The organism is Tepidiforma sp. (genome assembly GCF_026419595.1).
Taxonomy (GTDB): Bacteria; Chloroflexota; Dehalococcoidia; order Tepidiformales; family Tepidiformaceae; genus Tepidiforma.
This window is the reverse complement of sequence record NZ_JANZZD010000016.1, coordinates 19,150-34,129: the sequence shown is the minus strand read 5'-3', so window position 1 is coordinate 34,129 and position 14,980 is coordinate 19,150. Positions and strand designations below refer to the sequence as shown.

The 14,980-nt window shown below is 73.2% G+C and carries 16 protein-coding genes; 10 read left to right on the top strand and 6 right to left on the bottom strand.

Annotation, left to right across the window (positions count from 1 at the left end; translation table 11 throughout):
- Position 1: 1 nt before the first annotated feature.
- Together N2041_RS09580 and N2041_RS09575 are read right to left on the bottom strand one after the other, a co-directional pair.
- Positions 2–901 carry an enoyl-CoA hydratase-related protein gene (locus N2041_RS09580; protein WP_297678182.1) on the bottom strand — a complete coding sequence of 300 codons (900 nt, stop codon included), beginning with the start codon at positions 899–901 and terminating at the stop codon, positions 2–4.
- Positions 902–962: 61 nt separating this feature from the next.
- Entirely contained in the window at positions 963–2,651 is a 1,689-nt protein-coding gene (locus tag N2041_RS09575; protein ID WP_297678179.1) for an aldehyde ferredoxin oxidoreductase C-terminal domain-containing protein, read from the bottom strand.
- 107 nt (positions 2,652–2,758) lie between these two features.
- Here N2041_RS09575 and N2041_RS09570 point away from each other — a divergent pair, with 107 nt between their 5' ends.
- From N2041_RS09570 to N2041_RS09560, 3 genes are read left to right on the top strand one after another with little or no spacing between them, the layout of a single operon-like run.
- Positions 2,759–3,889: an acyl-CoA dehydrogenase family protein gene (locus N2041_RS09570; RefSeq protein ID WP_297678177.1), complete on the top strand. Its 1,131-nt coding sequence runs from the start codon at positions 2,759–2,761 to the stop codon at positions 3,887–3,889.
- Between the two features lie 37 nt (positions 3,890–3,926).
- Positions 3,927–4,892 (top strand): 4-hydroxythreonine-4-phosphate dehydrogenase PdxA, encoded by a 966-nt coding sequence (gene pdxA / locus N2041_RS09565; RefSeq protein ID WP_297678175.1) that lies wholly within the window; start codon positions 3,927–3,929, stop codon positions 4,890–4,892.
- Positions 4,889–6,280 carry a hypothetical protein gene (locus N2041_RS09560; protein ID WP_297678173.1) on the top strand — a complete coding sequence of 464 codons (1,392 nt, stop codon included), beginning with the start codon at positions 4,889–4,891 and terminating at the stop codon, positions 6,278–6,280. The genes pdxA and N2041_RS09560 overlap by 4 nt, the downstream gene beginning before the upstream one ends.
- Here the strand turns inward: N2041_RS09560 and N2041_RS09555 are convergent.
- The gene (locus N2041_RS09555; protein ID WP_297678171.1) at positions 6,274–6,834 is read right to left on the bottom strand and encodes a DinB family protein; all 561 of its coding nucleotides are present in this window, start codon (positions 6,832–6,834) and stop codon (positions 6,274–6,276) included. The genes N2041_RS09560 and N2041_RS09555 overlap by 7 nt on opposite strands.
- Before the next feature lie 87 nt (positions 6,835–6,921).
- On the opposite strand from N2041_RS09555, the gene N2041_RS09550 reads away from it, so the two are divergent.
- The 3 genes from N2041_RS09550 (at position 6,922) to N2041_RS09540 (ending at position 11,447) form a co-directional block, all read left to right on the top strand.
- Positions 6,922–8,241, top strand: coding sequence for an acetyl-CoA hydrolase/transferase C-terminal domain-containing protein (locus tag N2041_RS09550; protein WP_297678169.1), 1,320 nt, complete (start codon positions 6,922–6,924; stop codon positions 8,239–8,241).
- A 74-nt stretch (positions 8,242–8,315) separates the two neighbouring features.
- The gene (locus N2041_RS09545; RefSeq protein ID WP_297678167.1) at positions 8,316–10,205 is read left to right on the top strand and encodes a PAS domain-containing sensor histidine kinase; all 1,890 of its coding nucleotides are present in this window, start codon (positions 8,316–8,318) and stop codon (positions 10,203–10,205) included.
- Between the two features lie 78 nt (positions 10,206–10,283).
- Positions 10,284–11,447, top strand: coding sequence for an acyl-CoA dehydrogenase family protein (locus N2041_RS09540; protein WP_297678165.1), 1,164 nt, complete (start codon positions 10,284–10,286; stop codon positions 11,445–11,447).
- 3 nt (positions 11,448–11,450) lie between these two features.
- Here N2041_RS09540 and N2041_RS09535 read toward each other — a convergent pair whose 3' ends face one another.
- Positions 11,451–11,834: a type II toxin-antitoxin system VapC family toxin gene (locus tag N2041_RS09535; protein WP_297678163.1), complete on the bottom strand. Its 384-nt coding sequence runs from the start codon at positions 11,832–11,834 to the stop codon at positions 11,451–11,453.
- A complete protein-coding gene (locus N2041_RS09530) occupies positions 11,831–12,115 on the bottom strand; it encodes a type II toxin-antitoxin system Phd/YefM family antitoxin (protein ID WP_297678160.1) in 285 nt (94 codons plus the stop codon). The genes N2041_RS09535 and N2041_RS09530 overlap by 4 nt, the downstream gene beginning before the upstream one ends.
- A 65-nt stretch (positions 12,116–12,180) precedes the next feature.
- Here N2041_RS09530 and N2041_RS09525 point away from each other — a divergent pair, with 65 nt between their 5' ends.
- Together N2041_RS09525 and N2041_RS09520 are read left to right on the top strand one after the other, a co-directional pair.
- On the top strand, positions 12,181–13,059 hold the full coding sequence (locus tag N2041_RS09525) for an alpha/beta fold hydrolase (protein ID WP_297678158.1): 879 nt from the start codon (positions 12,181–12,183) through the stop codon (positions 13,057–13,059).
- Positions 13,049–13,645, top strand: a complete 597-nt coding sequence (locus N2041_RS09520; RefSeq protein ID WP_297678156.1) for an AAA family ATPase — start codon at positions 13,049–13,051, stop codon at positions 13,643–13,645. Before N2041_RS09525 ends, N2041_RS09520 begins: the two co-directional genes overlap by 11 nt.
- Here N2041_RS09520 and N2041_RS09515 read toward each other — a convergent pair.
- A complete protein-coding gene (locus tag N2041_RS09515) occupies positions 13,612–13,827 on the bottom strand; it encodes a hypothetical protein (RefSeq protein ID WP_297678154.1) in 216 nt (71 codons plus the stop codon). The genes N2041_RS09520 and N2041_RS09515 overlap by 34 nt on opposite strands.
- A 121-nt stretch (positions 13,828–13,948) precedes the next feature.
- Between N2041_RS09515 and N2041_RS09510 the strand changes: the two genes are divergently transcribed.
- Together N2041_RS09510 and N2041_RS09505 are read left to right on the top strand one after the other, a co-directional pair.
- Positions 13,949–14,593: an MBL fold metallo-hydrolase gene (locus N2041_RS09510; protein WP_297678152.1), complete on the top strand. Its 645-nt coding sequence runs from the start codon at positions 13,949–13,951 to the stop codon at positions 14,591–14,593.
- Positions 14,578–14,979, top strand: a complete 402-nt coding sequence (locus N2041_RS09505) for a TIGR03618 family F420-dependent PPOX class oxidoreductase (protein WP_297678150.1) — start codon at positions 14,578–14,580, stop codon at positions 14,977–14,979. Before N2041_RS09510 ends, N2041_RS09505 begins: the two co-directional genes overlap by 16 nt.
- Position 14,980: the final 1 nt, after the last annotated feature.

Sequence of the window (14,980 nt, the reverse complement as noted above, 5' to 3'; positions counted from 1 at the left end):
GCTACCAGGTCGCGGCGGCGGGTTTGGGGGCGTCGGCGGGGGCGCAGCCGTAATCGCCGAAGGGGCCGTCGCGCCAGTCGAGGGCGGCTTTGAGGCCCTTTTCGCGGGCGATGCGGCCGAAGGTTTCGCCGCCGGGGCGGACGCGGCCGAGCTCCTGGATATCGCCACCGACCTGGAGGGAGGTGCGGAAGCCCATGATTTCGTAGGCCCGGTTGATTTGGCGCTTGGTCATCTGAAGCATCGGGCCATCGATGTTGGCGATGCGCTCGGCGAGGGCTTCGGCGGTTTCGCAGAGGCGGCCGATGGGGACGGCGCGGTTGGCCCAGCCGAGTTCGACGGCTTCGCGGCCGGTGACGCTGTCGCCGGTGTAGAGGAGTTCGCGGACCTTGCGCATGGGCAGGTGCCAGGGGTGGTAGATGATGTCCACGGGGGTCATGGCGCGGACGGGCGGGTAGCCGATGATGGCGTCTTCGGCGACGACCATGAGGTCGCACATGGTGGCGAGTTCGGTGCCGCCTGCGAGGCAGTAGCCGTGGACCTGGGCGATGATGGGCTTGGTGCATTCCCAGAGGATCCAGTAGCCGGAGAGGAGGTGCTGGGGCCACTGGCCCTGGCCGGGATGGATGGGGCCGACGTTGGGGAGGCCGGAGCGCTTTTCGACGTAGTCGCGGTCGTCGGCGGTTTTGGAGATGCCGGAGAGGTCGTAGCCGGCGGAGAAGGCGCGGCCGGAGCCGCGGATGATGATGACGCGGACGTCGGGGTCCATTTCGAAGTCTTTGACGGCGTCGAAGAGCTCAGCGCGGAGGTTGTGGCTGAGGGCGTTCATCTTTTCGGGGCGGTTGAGCTGGATGATGCCGTGGCGCTGCTGCTTGATGGTGAGGATGTCGCGGTAGTCCTTCATGGCAGCGGGGATTGTGGCGCGGCGGGCGAGGGATGTCGACGGGGCTCAGGCGCTGGGCGCTTCAGGCCCAGACGGCGTCGATGAGGGCGTCGGGGATGTCGAAGACGGCGGGGCCATCGGGGAGGTGGAGCGGCTCTTCGCGGAGCCAGCGGGGCAGGCGGTCGTCGGCGCGGGTGAAGCCGGCGCGGCGGTTGAATTCGCGCTCGGCGTCGATCGCTTCGCGGGCCATGCGGAGGACGGCTTCGTCGTCGCAGGGGATATCGAAGCGGGTGCTGGCGAAGGCGGCGATGTCGGCCGGGAGGGCGTTGGTGAACTGGCAGACGCCGGCGGAGTCGATGGCCATCATCACGAGCTGCTCGTGGCGGCTCTGCTTGACGAGGGTTTCGGCGTTGACGCCGCGGGCGGTGACCATGCCGGCGGTGTGGTCGGCGCCCTGCGGGCTGGTGGCGTAGGTGATGCCCATGCCTTTGAGGGTGCGGGGCTCCCAGGCGGGGAGACCCTGCCCTTTGACGGCGGGGACGCGGTCGATGCCGAAGGTGCGGGCGGTGTGGACGGTGCCGTTGCCGATGATGCGGCCGAGCGGGGTGCCGGCGCGGACCTCCTCGAGGAGGCGCTTCGTGCCCTCCCAGTCGCCCCAGGGGAGGATGCCGGCTTCCATGGCGACGCCGATGGCGTTGCCGATTTCGATGGTATCGAGGCCGATGTCGTCGCAGAGGCGATCGAGCTCGGCGACGGCGTCGGCGGGGCCGATTTCGAGGTTGGAGCCGAGGAGGGCGATGGTTTCGAACTCGAGCGCGGTGGTGACGTGGTTGCCGTGCTCGTCGTTGAAGAGGATGGCGCACTTGATGATGCAGCCGGCCATGCAGGGGAGCATCTTGCCGCCGCGGCTGGCGCCGAGCTCTTCGATGTGCTGGCCGGAGATGGTGTGGGCGTGCTCCCACGTGCCGAAGCGGTGGTTGCGGGTGGGCATCGACTGGATGGTGTCGCGGTTGACGAAGCGGACGACGCCGGCGGTGCCGACGGTGGAGAGGTTGCGGGTGCGGGGGTCTTCGAGGACGAGTTTGGAGAAGCTGGTGACCTGCTGGCGGAAGTCGTCCTTGCGGAGGCCGGGGATGGTGCGGGGGGCGCCGGTGTCGTCGACGACGATGGCCTTGAGGCCTTTCGCGCCCATGACGGCGCCGGGGCCGCCGCGGGCGGCGTGGCGGGTGGGGCGGCCTTCGGGGTCGGTGACGGCGACGGAGGCGGCGGCCATGCGGTGCTCGCCGGCGGGGCCGATGGTGGCGGCGGCGCGCGAGCCGGTCGCTTCGCCGACGAGTTCGCGGTGGAGGTCGTAGTTCGAGCGGCCGGCGAGGTCGGGCGCCGGGCGGAGGCGGATGCCGGCGCTGTCGATATCGAGGCGCTGCCATCCGGAAGGGGAGGCGCCGGTGATGAGGAGGGCTTTAATGCCGAGGCGGGCGAGGCGGTGACCGAGCTGGCCGCCGACGTTGGCTTCTTTGATGCCGCCGGTGAGCGGGCTCTTGAAGACGAAGGAGGTGCGGCCGCTGGTGGTAACGGCGGTGCCGCCGAGGAAGCCGGGGCAGATGGCGAGGGTGGCTGCCGGGTGGAGGGGGTGGATGGCCGGGTCGGTCTCCTCGAGGAGGAGGCGGGCGCCGAGGGCGCGGCCGCCGAGGTAGCGGAGGTGGGCGGGCGCGCGCTCTTCGCGGATGTCGCCCGTGGTCATATCGACCCGGACGATGCGGTCGATCTCCATGGAGGCTCCGGGGGTTGGGGTTTATGTAGCGGGCATCCTACACAATCGGCGGTGGAGGGTCAGCGCGCGGGGCGGGGCGGAGCAGGGAGGGCGGGTATACTCGGGGCATGCGCTGGTGGGAGCCGGAAGCGGTCATCGGCCGGGAGGTCGCGGAGCTGGCGCGCGCGGAGGCGGCGGAGGCCGAGGCGCGGAGCGCGCTGACGCCGGCGCAGGTCGCGGCGATCGTCGAGCGGGGCTGGTTCAAGGCGTGGGTGCCGCGGGAGTTCGGCGGGCTGGAGCTGGACCTCGAATCCGGGCTGCGGCTGTTCGAGGCGGCGGGCTGGGCCGACGGCTCGTTCGGCTGGAGCGTGATGATCGGCGCCGGGGGCGGCGTGTTCGCCGGGCTGATGCAGGAGGCGACCGCGCACGCCGTGTTCGACCCGAAGGAGGCGGTCATCGCCGGCTCGGGGAACCCGCGCGGGACGGCGGAGCGGGTGCCCGGCGGCTTCCGGGTGCGCGGGCGGTGGCAGTGGGCGAGCGGCGCGCCGTGGGCGACGACGTTTACGGCGAACTGCGTGGTGACCGAGGGCGGGCAGCCCGTGCCGGGCGCGAACGGTGGACCGCTCATCCGGGCGATGGCGTTCGAGCCGGCGCAGGTGCGGACTCTTTCGACGTGGGATGCGAACGGGATGCGGGGCACGGCGAGCCACGACATCGAGGTCGCTGACGCCTTCGTGGCCGAGGAGCGGATGTTCTCGGTGTTCGAGGGCGAACCGTGGCACCCGGGGACCGTCTTCCGGGTGCCGTTCGTGGAGTTCGCGGAGGCGACGACGGCGGCGGTGCTGCCGGGCATCGCGCTGCGGCTGTTCGAGCTGGTGGCCGACTCGGCGCGGGAGCGGGGCGAATACGGCGGGCCGCGGCTGCTGGCGGAGCGGGATGACGTGCGGGCGCGGCTGGCGGATGCGCTCATCGGCATCGAAGCCGGGCGGACGCTCCTGTTCGACGCCGCGCGGCAGACGTGGGCGGAGGCCGGGCGGCCGGCCGCGGCGACGCTGGCGCGGCTGTCGCTGGGCGCGAACTTCGCGGCCGCGAGCGCGCTGCGGGCGGCGGGGCTGCTCGCGCCGATCGGCGGGATGGGGCTGAACCAGCGCGCGAGCGAGGCCGGGCGGGCGTGGCGCGACCTCCTGACGGCGGGCCAGCACGGGGCGATCCGGCCGACCGTGCTGGCGCCGCGGGGCGCGGAGCTGCTGGCGGACTGACCCGCGCGGCACCGGCGCGGACGCCTATACTCGGCGCATGGCGCGGCCGCGGCTGCTGATCACGATGGGCGACCCGAACGGCATCGGGCCGGAGGTGACGGCGAAAGCGCTCGCGCGGGCGGACGTGCGCGCAGCGGCGGAGCTCGCCGTGGTGGGCCTGCGCGCCGTGCTCGCGCCGTGGCTGGAGCGGTTCGGCGGCGGGGAGGTCGAGGTCATCGAGCCGCTGCCCGGGGACGGCTTCGCGGTGCGGCACGGGGAGGTGGATGCAGCGGCGGGGCAGCTCGCGCACGGGTGGGTCGAGTTCGCGGCGCGGGCGTGCCTCGCCGGCCGGGCGGACGGGATGGTGACCGCGCCGGTGAACAAGGCGGCCTTCGCGGGGGCGGGCATCCGGGACACAGGGCACCAGGAGGTGCTGCAGCGGGTGAGCGGCGCGGAGCAGGTGCTGACGATGCTCGCCACGGGCGGGCTTCGGTGCGTGCACCTGAGCACGCACAAGCCGCTGCGGGAGGCGTGCGCCTACGTGACGCGCGCGAACGTGCTCCGGGCGCTGCGGCTGACCGACCGGGAGTTTCGGCGGTGGGGGTTCGCCGGGCCGAGGATTGCGGTGGCGGCGCTGAACCCGCACGCCGGGGAGGGCGGGCTCATCGGCCGGGAGGAGCTGGACGAGATCGCGCCGGCGGTGGGGGATGCGCAGGCAGAGGGCATCGATGCGCGGGGGCCGTTCCCGGCGGATTCGGTGTTCACCCGGGCGATCGCGGGGGAGTTCGACGCCGTGCTGGTGATGTACCACGACCAGGGCCACATCGCGGTGAAGGTGCACGGCTTCGAACGGAGCGTGAGCGTGAACCTGGGGCTGCCGTTCACCCGGACGAGCGTGGACCACGGGACGGCGTTCGACATCGCGGGGCGCGGCATCGCGAGCGGGGCGAGCATGGCGGAGGCGATCCTGCTCGCTGCGCGGCTGGCGGCCGGGCGGGGGATGGCGGCAGAGGGGCCCGCATGAGCCGCGCGGGCGACATCCCGCTCGAACCGCCGCTCGTGCGGGGGGCGGGCGCGGCGCCCGCGAAGGAGGACCGGACCTACCTCGGATACGTGGCGGCGGCGCTCGCGAGCGCGCTGCTGGGCGGGTTCGCGCTGGCGGTTTGGATGCCGCTGGCGGCGACGGACGCCGTGCCGGGCATCGAGCGGGCGCCGCGGCTGGTGCAGGCGCACGGCTGGCTGCAGCTTCAGGGGTGGGCGGGGCTCTTCGTCGCGGGGATGGCCATCCGCATCGTGCCGCGGTTCGCGGGGCGGCGCCCGGTGACCGGGCGGGTGACGGTGCCGCTGCTGGGGCTGCTGGCCGCGCCGCTGGCGCTGCGGCTGTTCGCGGTGCCGTGGCTCGATGGAGAGGCGGCGGGCGCGGCGGCGCTGGCGGCGGGCCTCCTGACGGCCGCGGGGTGCGCGGGCGTCGCGGCGGTGCTGGGCTGGACGCTGCTGCGCGGCGGCCGGGGCCGCGGCGAGGCGTGGTGGGGCTTCGCGGCGGCCGGGGCGCTCTGGTGGCTGGCGTGGGCGCCGCTGGCGGCGTGGTGGGGCGGGCGCGCGGCGGAGGGGGACGGGCTCGCGCCGGCCGCGTTCGACGATGCGATGGCGTGGGCGGTGATGCTCGGGGCGATCGGGAACTTCATCCTCGGCGTGCAGAGCCGGTCGGTGCCGGTGTTCTTCGGGCGCCGGCCGCCGCCAGGGGCGGCGATGGCGGGGCCGGGGCTGCTGCTGAACGGCGGCGCGTTGCTGTTCGTGCTCGCGATGGCGGCCGGTGGGGCGGCGGCGGCGCGGCTGGCGGGAGCCGGCCTCGCGCTGAGCGGCGCCGGGCTCTTCTGGGGGCTGCCGCTGGCCGGGGCCGTGCGGGGGCGGGCGCACCGGCTGCGGCCGCGGGCGCGGCCAGCGGCGCGGTTCGTGCTGGCGGCGAACCTCGCCGGCGTGGCGGCCGGGGCGCTGATGGCGGCCGCCGGCGCGGCGATGCTGGCCGACGGGAGCTATGCGGCGGCGCCGCTGCGCGATGCCGCGCGGCACCTCTTCGGGCTGGGGCCGATCACGCTGCTCATCCTCGGGATGGCGCGGCTGATCGCGCCGGTGTTCGCGGTGGCGCGCACCGAGGCGCGGGCGGCGGGGTGGCTCGAGCGGGCGCCGTTCTGGCTGCTGCTGGCGGCGCTGGGCATCCGCGCCGGGGCCGGGCTCGCCTCGGGGGCGGTCTCGTACACGGCGTGGATGCACAGCTCGACGCTCGCGGGCGCGCTGGGGTGGCTGGCGATCGCGCTGTTCGCGGCCGACGTGCTGCGCGCGGCGCGGAACGAGGGGCGGAACCTCGCCGCCATCGAGGCCGCGGCGCTGGGGCCGAACGGCCGGCCTCAGTAAGGGAGACCGGGCAGGCCGAAGAGGGTGCGGGCGTAGCTCGCGCGGCCGAGGTGCCCGTTCCCGTGGCCGATGAGGCCGTGGAGGATGGCTTCGATGCGGGGGACAGGCCCCCACGGGCGGATGACCTGGACTTCGCGGAGGTAGGCCTCGCTCATGGCGGCGATGCGCGGGACGACGGCGGCTTCGACGGCGCGGGTGTACTCGTCGAATTCGGCCGGGGGCGGGAAGCGCATGCTGTAGGCGTCGCGCGGGTCCTGGCCGGTGCCCTGGTCGACGCGGGGGAGGTCCCAGCGCTCGTGGAAGGCGTGCTGGAGCCAGACCGGCTGCTCGCGCTCGAAGACGAAGTGGATGATGTTGTCGATGGTGCGGACGACGTGCCAGACGTCCCAGCCGATGGAGTTGGTGAGGCCGCCGCGGGTGTCGCAGAGCTGGTCGACGGTGAGGCCGTCGGTGGCGCGGAGCGCGTACTGGAGGACGCGGCCGACGACGACGGCGAGCTGGGTGGGGGTATCGGGCGGGTTGCCCATCCCGGGGAGGTTGGGGACCTGGGTCATGGACAGCGAACCTCGCGTGCAGGGGTGGGGGGATTGTGCCAGACGGCGGCCGTGCGGGGGCGGGCGGGGCGCGTATACTCCGCCGCCGTGGAACGGTCGCGCTACCTCGACTGGCCGGAGGAGTACGCCGCGAAGCTGATGACGCCGGCCGAGGCGGCGCAGCTGGTGCGCCCGGGCGACACGGTGGTCATCCCGATCGGGGCGATTACGCCGAACCTGTGCGCGGCGCTGTGGGAGCGGCGGGAGGAGCTGCACGACGTGGACGTGCTGGCCTGCGCGCCGTTCGTGGACCCGGGCTGGTATGAGCCGGGGCACCCGGCCTTCCGGACGCACGTGGAGCTGTTCAACACGGCGGTGGCGCGGGCCTCGATGGTGCGCGGGGCGACGGATTTCGTCTCGATCCCGTTCAGCCGGCGGTTCAAGGGTGAGGACGAGCGGGGCGGCGGGCGGTTCGCCGTCGACGTGGTCTTCATCGGGGTTTCGCCACCGGACCGGTTCGGCTACTGCAGCTTCGGGACGAGCGTATGGAACAAGGGGAGCTACGCGCGGCGAGCGCGGACGGTGCTGGCGGAGGTGTTCGCGGGCTACCCGCGCACGGGCGGCGACAACCGGATTCACGTGAGCGAAATCGCGGCGTTCGTGGAGGGCGGCGAGCTGCCGCCGGTGCGCGCGGCGCGGGAATCGAACCCGTTTCACCCGGCGATGGCGGGGTACGTCAATGAGCTGCTGCGGCACGGGGACACGCTGCAGATCGGGACCGGGCTTTCGACGCTGCCGCTGGCGCGGGCGGGGGCGTTCGACGGGCTGGTCGACCTCGGGGTGCACAGCGAGGTGAGCATCCCGGGGCTGAACGAGCTGGTGGCGAAGGGCGTGATCACCGGCGCGCGGAAGACGGTGAACCCGGGCAAGTTCGTGGCCACGGCGCTCTCGGCAACGACAGAGTGGGACCTCGAGTTCATCCACGAGAACCCGGTCTACGAACTGCGGGACGTGGCGTACACGAACGACATCCAGGTCATCGCGGCGCACGAGAACATGGCGGCGATCAACAACGCGATGACGATCGACCTGACGGGGCAGGTGGCGGCGGAATCGATCGGGCCGGCGATGTGGAGCGGGCCGGGCGGGCAGCTGGAGTTCGTCATCGGGGCGATGTACGCGAAGGGCGGGCGGAGCATCACGCTCCTGCCGGCGGCGGCGAAGGACGGGACGGTCAGCCGCATCGTCGCGGAGCACCCGCCGGGCACGGTGGTGACGGTGCCGCGGCAGTTCGTCGATTACGTCGTGACGGAGTACGGGGTGGCGCGGCTGTTCGGGAAGAGCGACCGGGAGCGGGCGGAGGAGCTCATCGCCGTGGCCCACCCGGACCACCGGGCGGAGCTCCGGCGGGCGCTGCGGCGGAGCTGAGCGGGTCAAAGTGCGGGAATTCCCCGATGCCGGGCGGGTCACCAGATGCTGACGATCCGAGCGGGGGAGGACGCGTGAACGTGGAGCATGCGGCGGTCGAATTACTTCGGGGCGCTTTCGAGGCGGCGCCGGACGGGATGATCGTGGTCGATGCCGCGGGTCGGGCGGTGCTCTGGAACCGGGCGTTCCTGGATATGTGGGGGCTGAGCGACGAGGTCATGGCCCTTCGACGGCCGGTCCCGCCCCGGGAAGCGGCGGCGCGGCTGGTGCGCGACCCGGGGGCATTCCTCCGCGAGCTCGATGCGCTGAGGGGTGACGGTGTGAGCCAGGTGCAGGGGCTGGTGGAGATGGCGGATGGGCGGACGCTGGAGATGCACTCGCGGCCCATCGACCTCGGTGGCGGGCAGGCCGGGCGCGCCTGGTACTACCGGGACGTGACGGAGCTGGTGCGGGCGCGCCGGCAGCTGGAGGAGGCGAGCCGGCTGCTCGAGGCGCAGTTCGAGGGGTCGCCGTTCGGGATCATCGTCGTGGGGATGGACGGGCGGTTCATCCGGGCGAGCCGGCGGTTCTTCGAGATGTCTGGGCTGGACGAGGCGTGGTCGCGGCTGCCGGTGCTCGAGCGGATGGCGAAGCTCGAGGGGCTGGCGAAGGACCCGGCGGCGGCGCGGGCGTTCAACGTCCGGTGGCGGAGCACGCCCGACCAAAGCTACGCGGCGACGTTCGAGACATCGGACGGCCGGTACGTCCGGGTGACGACGCAGCCGCTCCGGGACGCGGCGGGCGCGGTGCTCGGGCAGGTCTTCTTCTACCTCGATGTGACGGCCGAGCACCGGGCGATGCTGGCGCTGGAGGAGCAGGAAGAGCGGCGGCGGCTGGTGGAAGGGCTGGACGCGGGCGTGATCGTGGTCGACCGCGCGCGGAAGTTCCCGGTGGCGAACGCGACGGCGCTGGCGATCCTCGGCATCGCACAGGAGCGGCTGGCGGAGCTGACGCTGAGCGCCGAGACGTGGCAGGCGATGCGGGAGGACGGCAGCCCGATGCCGTTCGAAGAGTTCCCGGCCGAGCAGGCGCTGCGAACGGGGCAGGCGGTGCACGGGGTGGTGATGGGGGTGAGGCGGGGCGACGGCCGGCTGGAGTGGCTGCTCGTGAGCGCGAGCCCGCTGGAGCGCGGGCCTGGCGGGGACGTCGAGACGGTCGTGACGACGTTCTACGACATCACGGAGCGGCGGGCGCTGGAGCAGGCGATGGCGCGGGCGCGGCACCTGGAGAGCCTGGCGGCGCTTTCGGGCGGGGTAGCCCACCGGCTGAACAACCACCTGACGGCGGTCATCGGGAACGCGTGGCTGCTGAGCAAAGGCGAGAACCTGACCGCGGAGCAGCTCGAATCGGTGGCGGAGATCCAGGCGGTGGCGCGGGAGGCGGCGCAGCTGGTGCAGGACCTGCGGGCGTACTCGGCGCCAGCGGGCAATCCTGGCTCGACTGCGGAGGTCAACGCGTGCGTGGCGGACGCGCTGGCGCGGTTCGGGCCCGGCGAACGGCAGCGGCTCTCCGTGGCGCTGGCGGCCAGCCTGCCGCCGGTCGCGGGGCAGGCGGAGGGGCTGGCGCAGGCGGTGGCGAACCTGGTCGACAATGCGCTGGAAGCCGGACCGGGCGCGGTGGAGGTGCGGACGGCGCTCGTCGATGCTGGGGCGCTGCAGCCGCGGCGGCCGCACCGGTGGGAGCCGGCAGAGCCGCCGCCGGGCCGGTACGTGGCGGTATTCATCGAGGACGGGGGAGAGGGGATGGATGCCGAAGCGCTGGCGCGGGCGTTCGACCCGTTCCATTCGACCCGGTTCCAGGGGCGGGGGCTGGGGCTGCCGGCGGCGCTCGGCATCGCGCGCCGGCACGGGGGCTTCGTGGGGCTCGAATCGGCGCCGGGGCGGGGGACGCTGGCGGTGCTGCTGCTGCCGGCCGCGGGGGAGTAAGGGCGGCGCGCGGCTGCCATGCCTTTTCGGGCGGGGCGTGCTTCAATAGCCCGGCAAGGCTGCAGGAGGCACGACCCGATGGACTTCGAACTCAGCGAAGAGCACCGGCTGATCAAGGAGACGGCGCGGCGGATTGCGCGCGAGGTCATCGCGCCGCGGGCGAAGGAGGTCGATGAGACGGGCGAGTACCCGCACGACTTCTTCGAGGCGTTCAAGAAGGCCGGGCTGCTGGGGATGGCGATCCCGGAATCGATGGGCGGCACGGGGAACGGCATCCTGCCGCTCTGCCTGGCCATCGAGGAGGTGGCGAAGTACGAGTGCGGCGCGGGGCTGATGCTGGTGCTGAGCGGGCTTCCGACGCGGCCGATCGTCTTCGGCGGGACGCCGGAGCAGCAGCAGCGGTGGCTGCCGGGGCTGGCGAGCGGCGAAACCAAGGCCGCCTTCTGCCTTACGGAGCCGGACCACGGGTCGGATGCGGCGAACCTCGAGACGCGCGCGGTGCGGGACGGGGACGACTACATCCTGAACGGGAACAAGGTGTACATCTCCGGCGGGACGGTGGCGGACTACCTGACGGTGTTCGCGCGGACCGGCGGCCCGGGCGCGAAGGGCGTGAGCGCCTTCGTGGTGGACGCGCACGCGCCGGGGGTGCGGATCGACCGTACGGACGACAAGATGGGCGTGCGGAGCGTCCCGACGGCGCACTTCAGCTTCCAGGACGTGCGGGTGCCGGCGGAGAACCTGCTCGGCGGGGTCGAGGGGCAGGGGTTCAACGTGGCGATGCTGACGCTGAACTCGATGCGGCCGACGGTCGGCGCGCGGGGCGTGGGGCTGGCGGAGGGTGCGGCAGCCTACGCGCTGGAGTGGGCGCGGGAGCGGAAGGCGTTCGGCAGCTCGGTGATCGACTTCGAGGCGATCCAGTTCATGTTCGCGGACATGGCGATCCAGATCGAAGCGGCGCGGAACCTCGTCTACAAGGCGGCGTGGCTGGTGGACCAGGGGAAGTACACGCGGGAATATGCGCACCATCTCTCGATTGCGAAGGCGTACGCGACGGAGGTCGCGAACCGGGTGGCGTTCGATGCGCTGCAGGTGCTGGGGGCGCAGGGGTACATGAAGGACCACCCGCTGGAGCGGCACTACCGCGATGCGCGGCAGCTGATGATCGTGGAGGGGACGAGCCAGATTCAGCGCGTGGTGATCAGCCGGGCGCTCATCGACCGGAACCTGGTGTACGGCTGACGGTCACCAGGCGCGGGGCGCGCCGAGGGCATCGAAGGGCGCGTCGGGCGAGATGATGGCCAGGCCCTCGGCGATCGCCTGCGCGGCGAGGATGCGGTCGAAGGGGTCGCGGTGGCGCCAGGGGAGCCCGGCGAGCACGGCCATGTGGCGCTGTTCGACCGGGAGAAACACGGCGCCGAGGAGGTCGGCGGCGGCTTCCACGAAGCCGGGAGCCGGGACTGCCAGGTCGATCTTCCCGAATGCTGCTTTCTGCGCGAGCTCGTACGTGGTCACGGGGCTGACCACGAGGACGCTGCCGGCCCTGGAGAGAAGGTCGCGGGCGCGAGGGGACAGAAGCCCAGGGCTGGTGGCGGCCCAGAGCAGCGTCGCAGTATCGAGCAAGTTCACGAGGGCGGGCTGCCGGGCGCAAAATCGTCACCGTACCAGTCGCGCAGCTCGTCGTCGCTCAGCGGTTTCCACCAGTCGGGGTCGTGGATGACGACCTTGCCGCGGAGGGCGCCGAAGCCGCGGGCGCGGCGGGCCGCGATCTCTTCGGGGGAGGGGGCGGGGCGGAGCGCTGCGACCGGGCGGCCGCGGCGGGCGATCACGACCTCTTCGCCGCGGGCGACGGCGTCGATGAGCTCGGACAGGTGGGTCTTCGCCTCGGTGATGCTGACGATGCGGGGCATGGGTCCATCGTAGCAGGGCAGGACGCGAGCTTGCGGGCGGGGCGGCCGCGCGTAGAATCCCGTGCATGCCGTACGCACCTTCGAATGGACTCCAGCTGTACTACGAGACGCACGGCGACCCGGGCGGCCGGCCGCTGCTGCTGGTGATGGGGCTCGGCGCGCAAATGACGCTCTGGGAGCCGGCGTTCTGTGACCTGCTCGCGGAGAAGGGGTTCTACGTCATCCGGTTCGACAACCGGGACGTCGGGCTGTCGTCGAAGATCGAGGGCGGGCCGCAGCCGGATATCGCGAAGGCGATGGCGGGCGACCATTCGACGGCTTCGTACACGCTCTGGGACATGGCGGACGATGCGGCCGGGCTGCTGGATCACCTGGGCATCGAACGGGCGCACATCGCGGGCGCCTCGATGGGCGGGATGATCGTGCAGTGCATGGCGATCCGGCACGGCGGCCGGGTGCGCTCGATGACGTCGATCATGTCGACGACGGGGAACCCGGCGGTGGGGCAGCCGCAGCCGGAGGCGATGGCGGCGCTGCTGGCGCCTCCGCCGGCGACGCGCGAGGCGGCCATCGAGCAAGGGCTGAAGACCTGGACGATCATCGGCTCGCCGGGCTACCCGCCGGACGAGGCGGAGCTGCGGGCGCGCATCGCGAGCGACTACGACCGGTGTTTCTACCCGGAAGGGACGGCCCGCCAGCTGGTCGCGATCCTCGCGACGGGCGACCGGACGGAGGGGCTGCGCGGGGTGCGCGTGCCGACGCTGGTCATCCACGGGGAGGCCGACCCGCTCGTGACGCTGAGCGGCGGGCAGGCGACGGCGGAGGCGGTGCCCGGGGCGCGGCTGCTGACGTTCTCCGGGATGGGGCACGACCTGCCGAAGCAGCTCTGGCCGGAAATAACGGACGCGATGGCTGCGCTGGCGCGGGAGGCGGATGGCGGCTGAGCGCGCCGAACGGCCGGTGCCGTTCGGCCGGCGGGTCGCGGTCTACGGGCCGTCGGGCAGCGGGAAATCGACGCTCGCGCGGGCGCTGGGGGAGCGGCTGGGGCTGCCGGTCATCGAACTCGACGCGGTCTACCACGCACGGCCTGGCTGGCAGGACCTTTCGCGGGAGGAGTTCCGGGCGGCCGTAGCGGCGCTGCTGGAGCAGCACCGCGGCGGCTGGATTTTCGAAGGGAACTACGGGCTGGTGCGCGACCTCATCCTGCCGCGGGCGGAGACGGTGGTGTGGCTCGACCTGCCGTTCCCGGTGGTGTACGGGCGGCTCGCGCGGCGGACGGTGTCACGGTCGTTCCGGGGCGCGGAGCTGTGGAACGGGAACCGGGAGACGCTGCGGCAGACGTTCCTGTCGCGGGATTCGATGCTGCTGTGGGGGCTGACGGCGTTCCGGCGGAGCCGCCGCAGCATCGCCGCATCGCTAGAGACGCTGCGGCGGCCCGGGACACGGCTGTACCGGCTACGGACGCCGGGACAGGCCGCCTACGTGCTGCGGAACGCTCAGCTTTCGGGGGAGCCGGGTTCGGCCGGCTGACCGTCCTGCGGGCTGGCGGCAGTTGCGTCGCCGGAGCCGGCGGCAGGGCGCGAGCCGCGGACGAGCGGGCCGATCGGGCGGCCGACGAACCAGATGACGGCCTGGTTCGCGGGATCCTCCGCCGCGGGGCCTCGAGGCGCCGGGGCGGGCTGCCGGCCGGGCTGTTCGGGTTCAGCGGGCATCGAGCAACCTCCTCGCGAGACGTTCGCGGCGAGGATACCGGGGGCAGGCGTCAGCCGACGTCGCGGCGCGGGGGCGGGAGCGGACGCGGTAGGATGGGGGCACCACGCGCGGGAGGGTTCGATGGAACGGATTCGTGACGGCGACCTCGAGATCGTGATCGGAGGGCCGACGGGCTACGGCAACAACGTCTACGTGGTGGTGGACCGGGCGACCGGGGAGGCAGCGTTCATCGACGCGCCGGGCGAGCCGGAAGCGAACATGGCCGCGGCCGAAGCGGCCGGGGTCCGGCCGACGCGGATCCTGCTCACGCACGGGCACTTCGACCATACGCCGGCGATCGATGCGCTGAAGGCGGCCTACGGCGCGAAGCTGTACGCCGACCCCGCGGAGCCGGGCCTGAAGGAGGGGCAGCTGGACGTGCCGGTGCACCACGGGGAGGAGATCGCGGTGGGGAGCCTGCGGTTCCGGGTGCTGAGCGTGCCGGGGCACACGCCGGCGAGCACGGCCTACCTGTGCGGGAAGAGTGTGTTCGTGGGCGATACGCTGTTCCCCGGCGGGCCGGGCCGCTCGAAGGACAACGCGGCGCTGCAGCAGGAGATCGCCTCGATCGTGCGGGAGCTGTACCGCCTGCCGGACGATACGGTGGTGTACCCCGGCCATGGGCCGACGACGACCATCGGGGCGAGCAAGGCGGAGTACGCGGTGTTCGCGAGCCGCGAGCACGCGCCTGACCTCTGCGGGGATGTCACGTGGCTGAACTCGTAGCGCCGCCTGAGGGCTGGTGGGCGGGGCGGCTGGGGGAGCCGCGGACGGCCGTGCTCGGGACGGTGGACGGGCAGGGGCGGCCGCACGCGGCGGCGGTCTGGTACCTGTGGCGGGACGGCGAAGCGCACATCGTGACGGGGCGCGGCTCGCAGAAGCACCGGAACCTCGAGCGGAGCGGCCGGGCGACGCTGACGTGGCTCGACGACTGGCGCTACCTGACGGCCGAGGGGCCGGCGGCCATCGAGCCGCTGCGGCTCGAGGACCGGTTCGCCCTGTGGGCGCACTACCGGGGCGAGACGGTCGCGCGGGAGGAGGTGGCGAAGGGCGGCCACGACGCGATGGTGCTCGTGCGGCTCCGGCCGGCGCGCTGGTGGGGCCAGTGGTGAG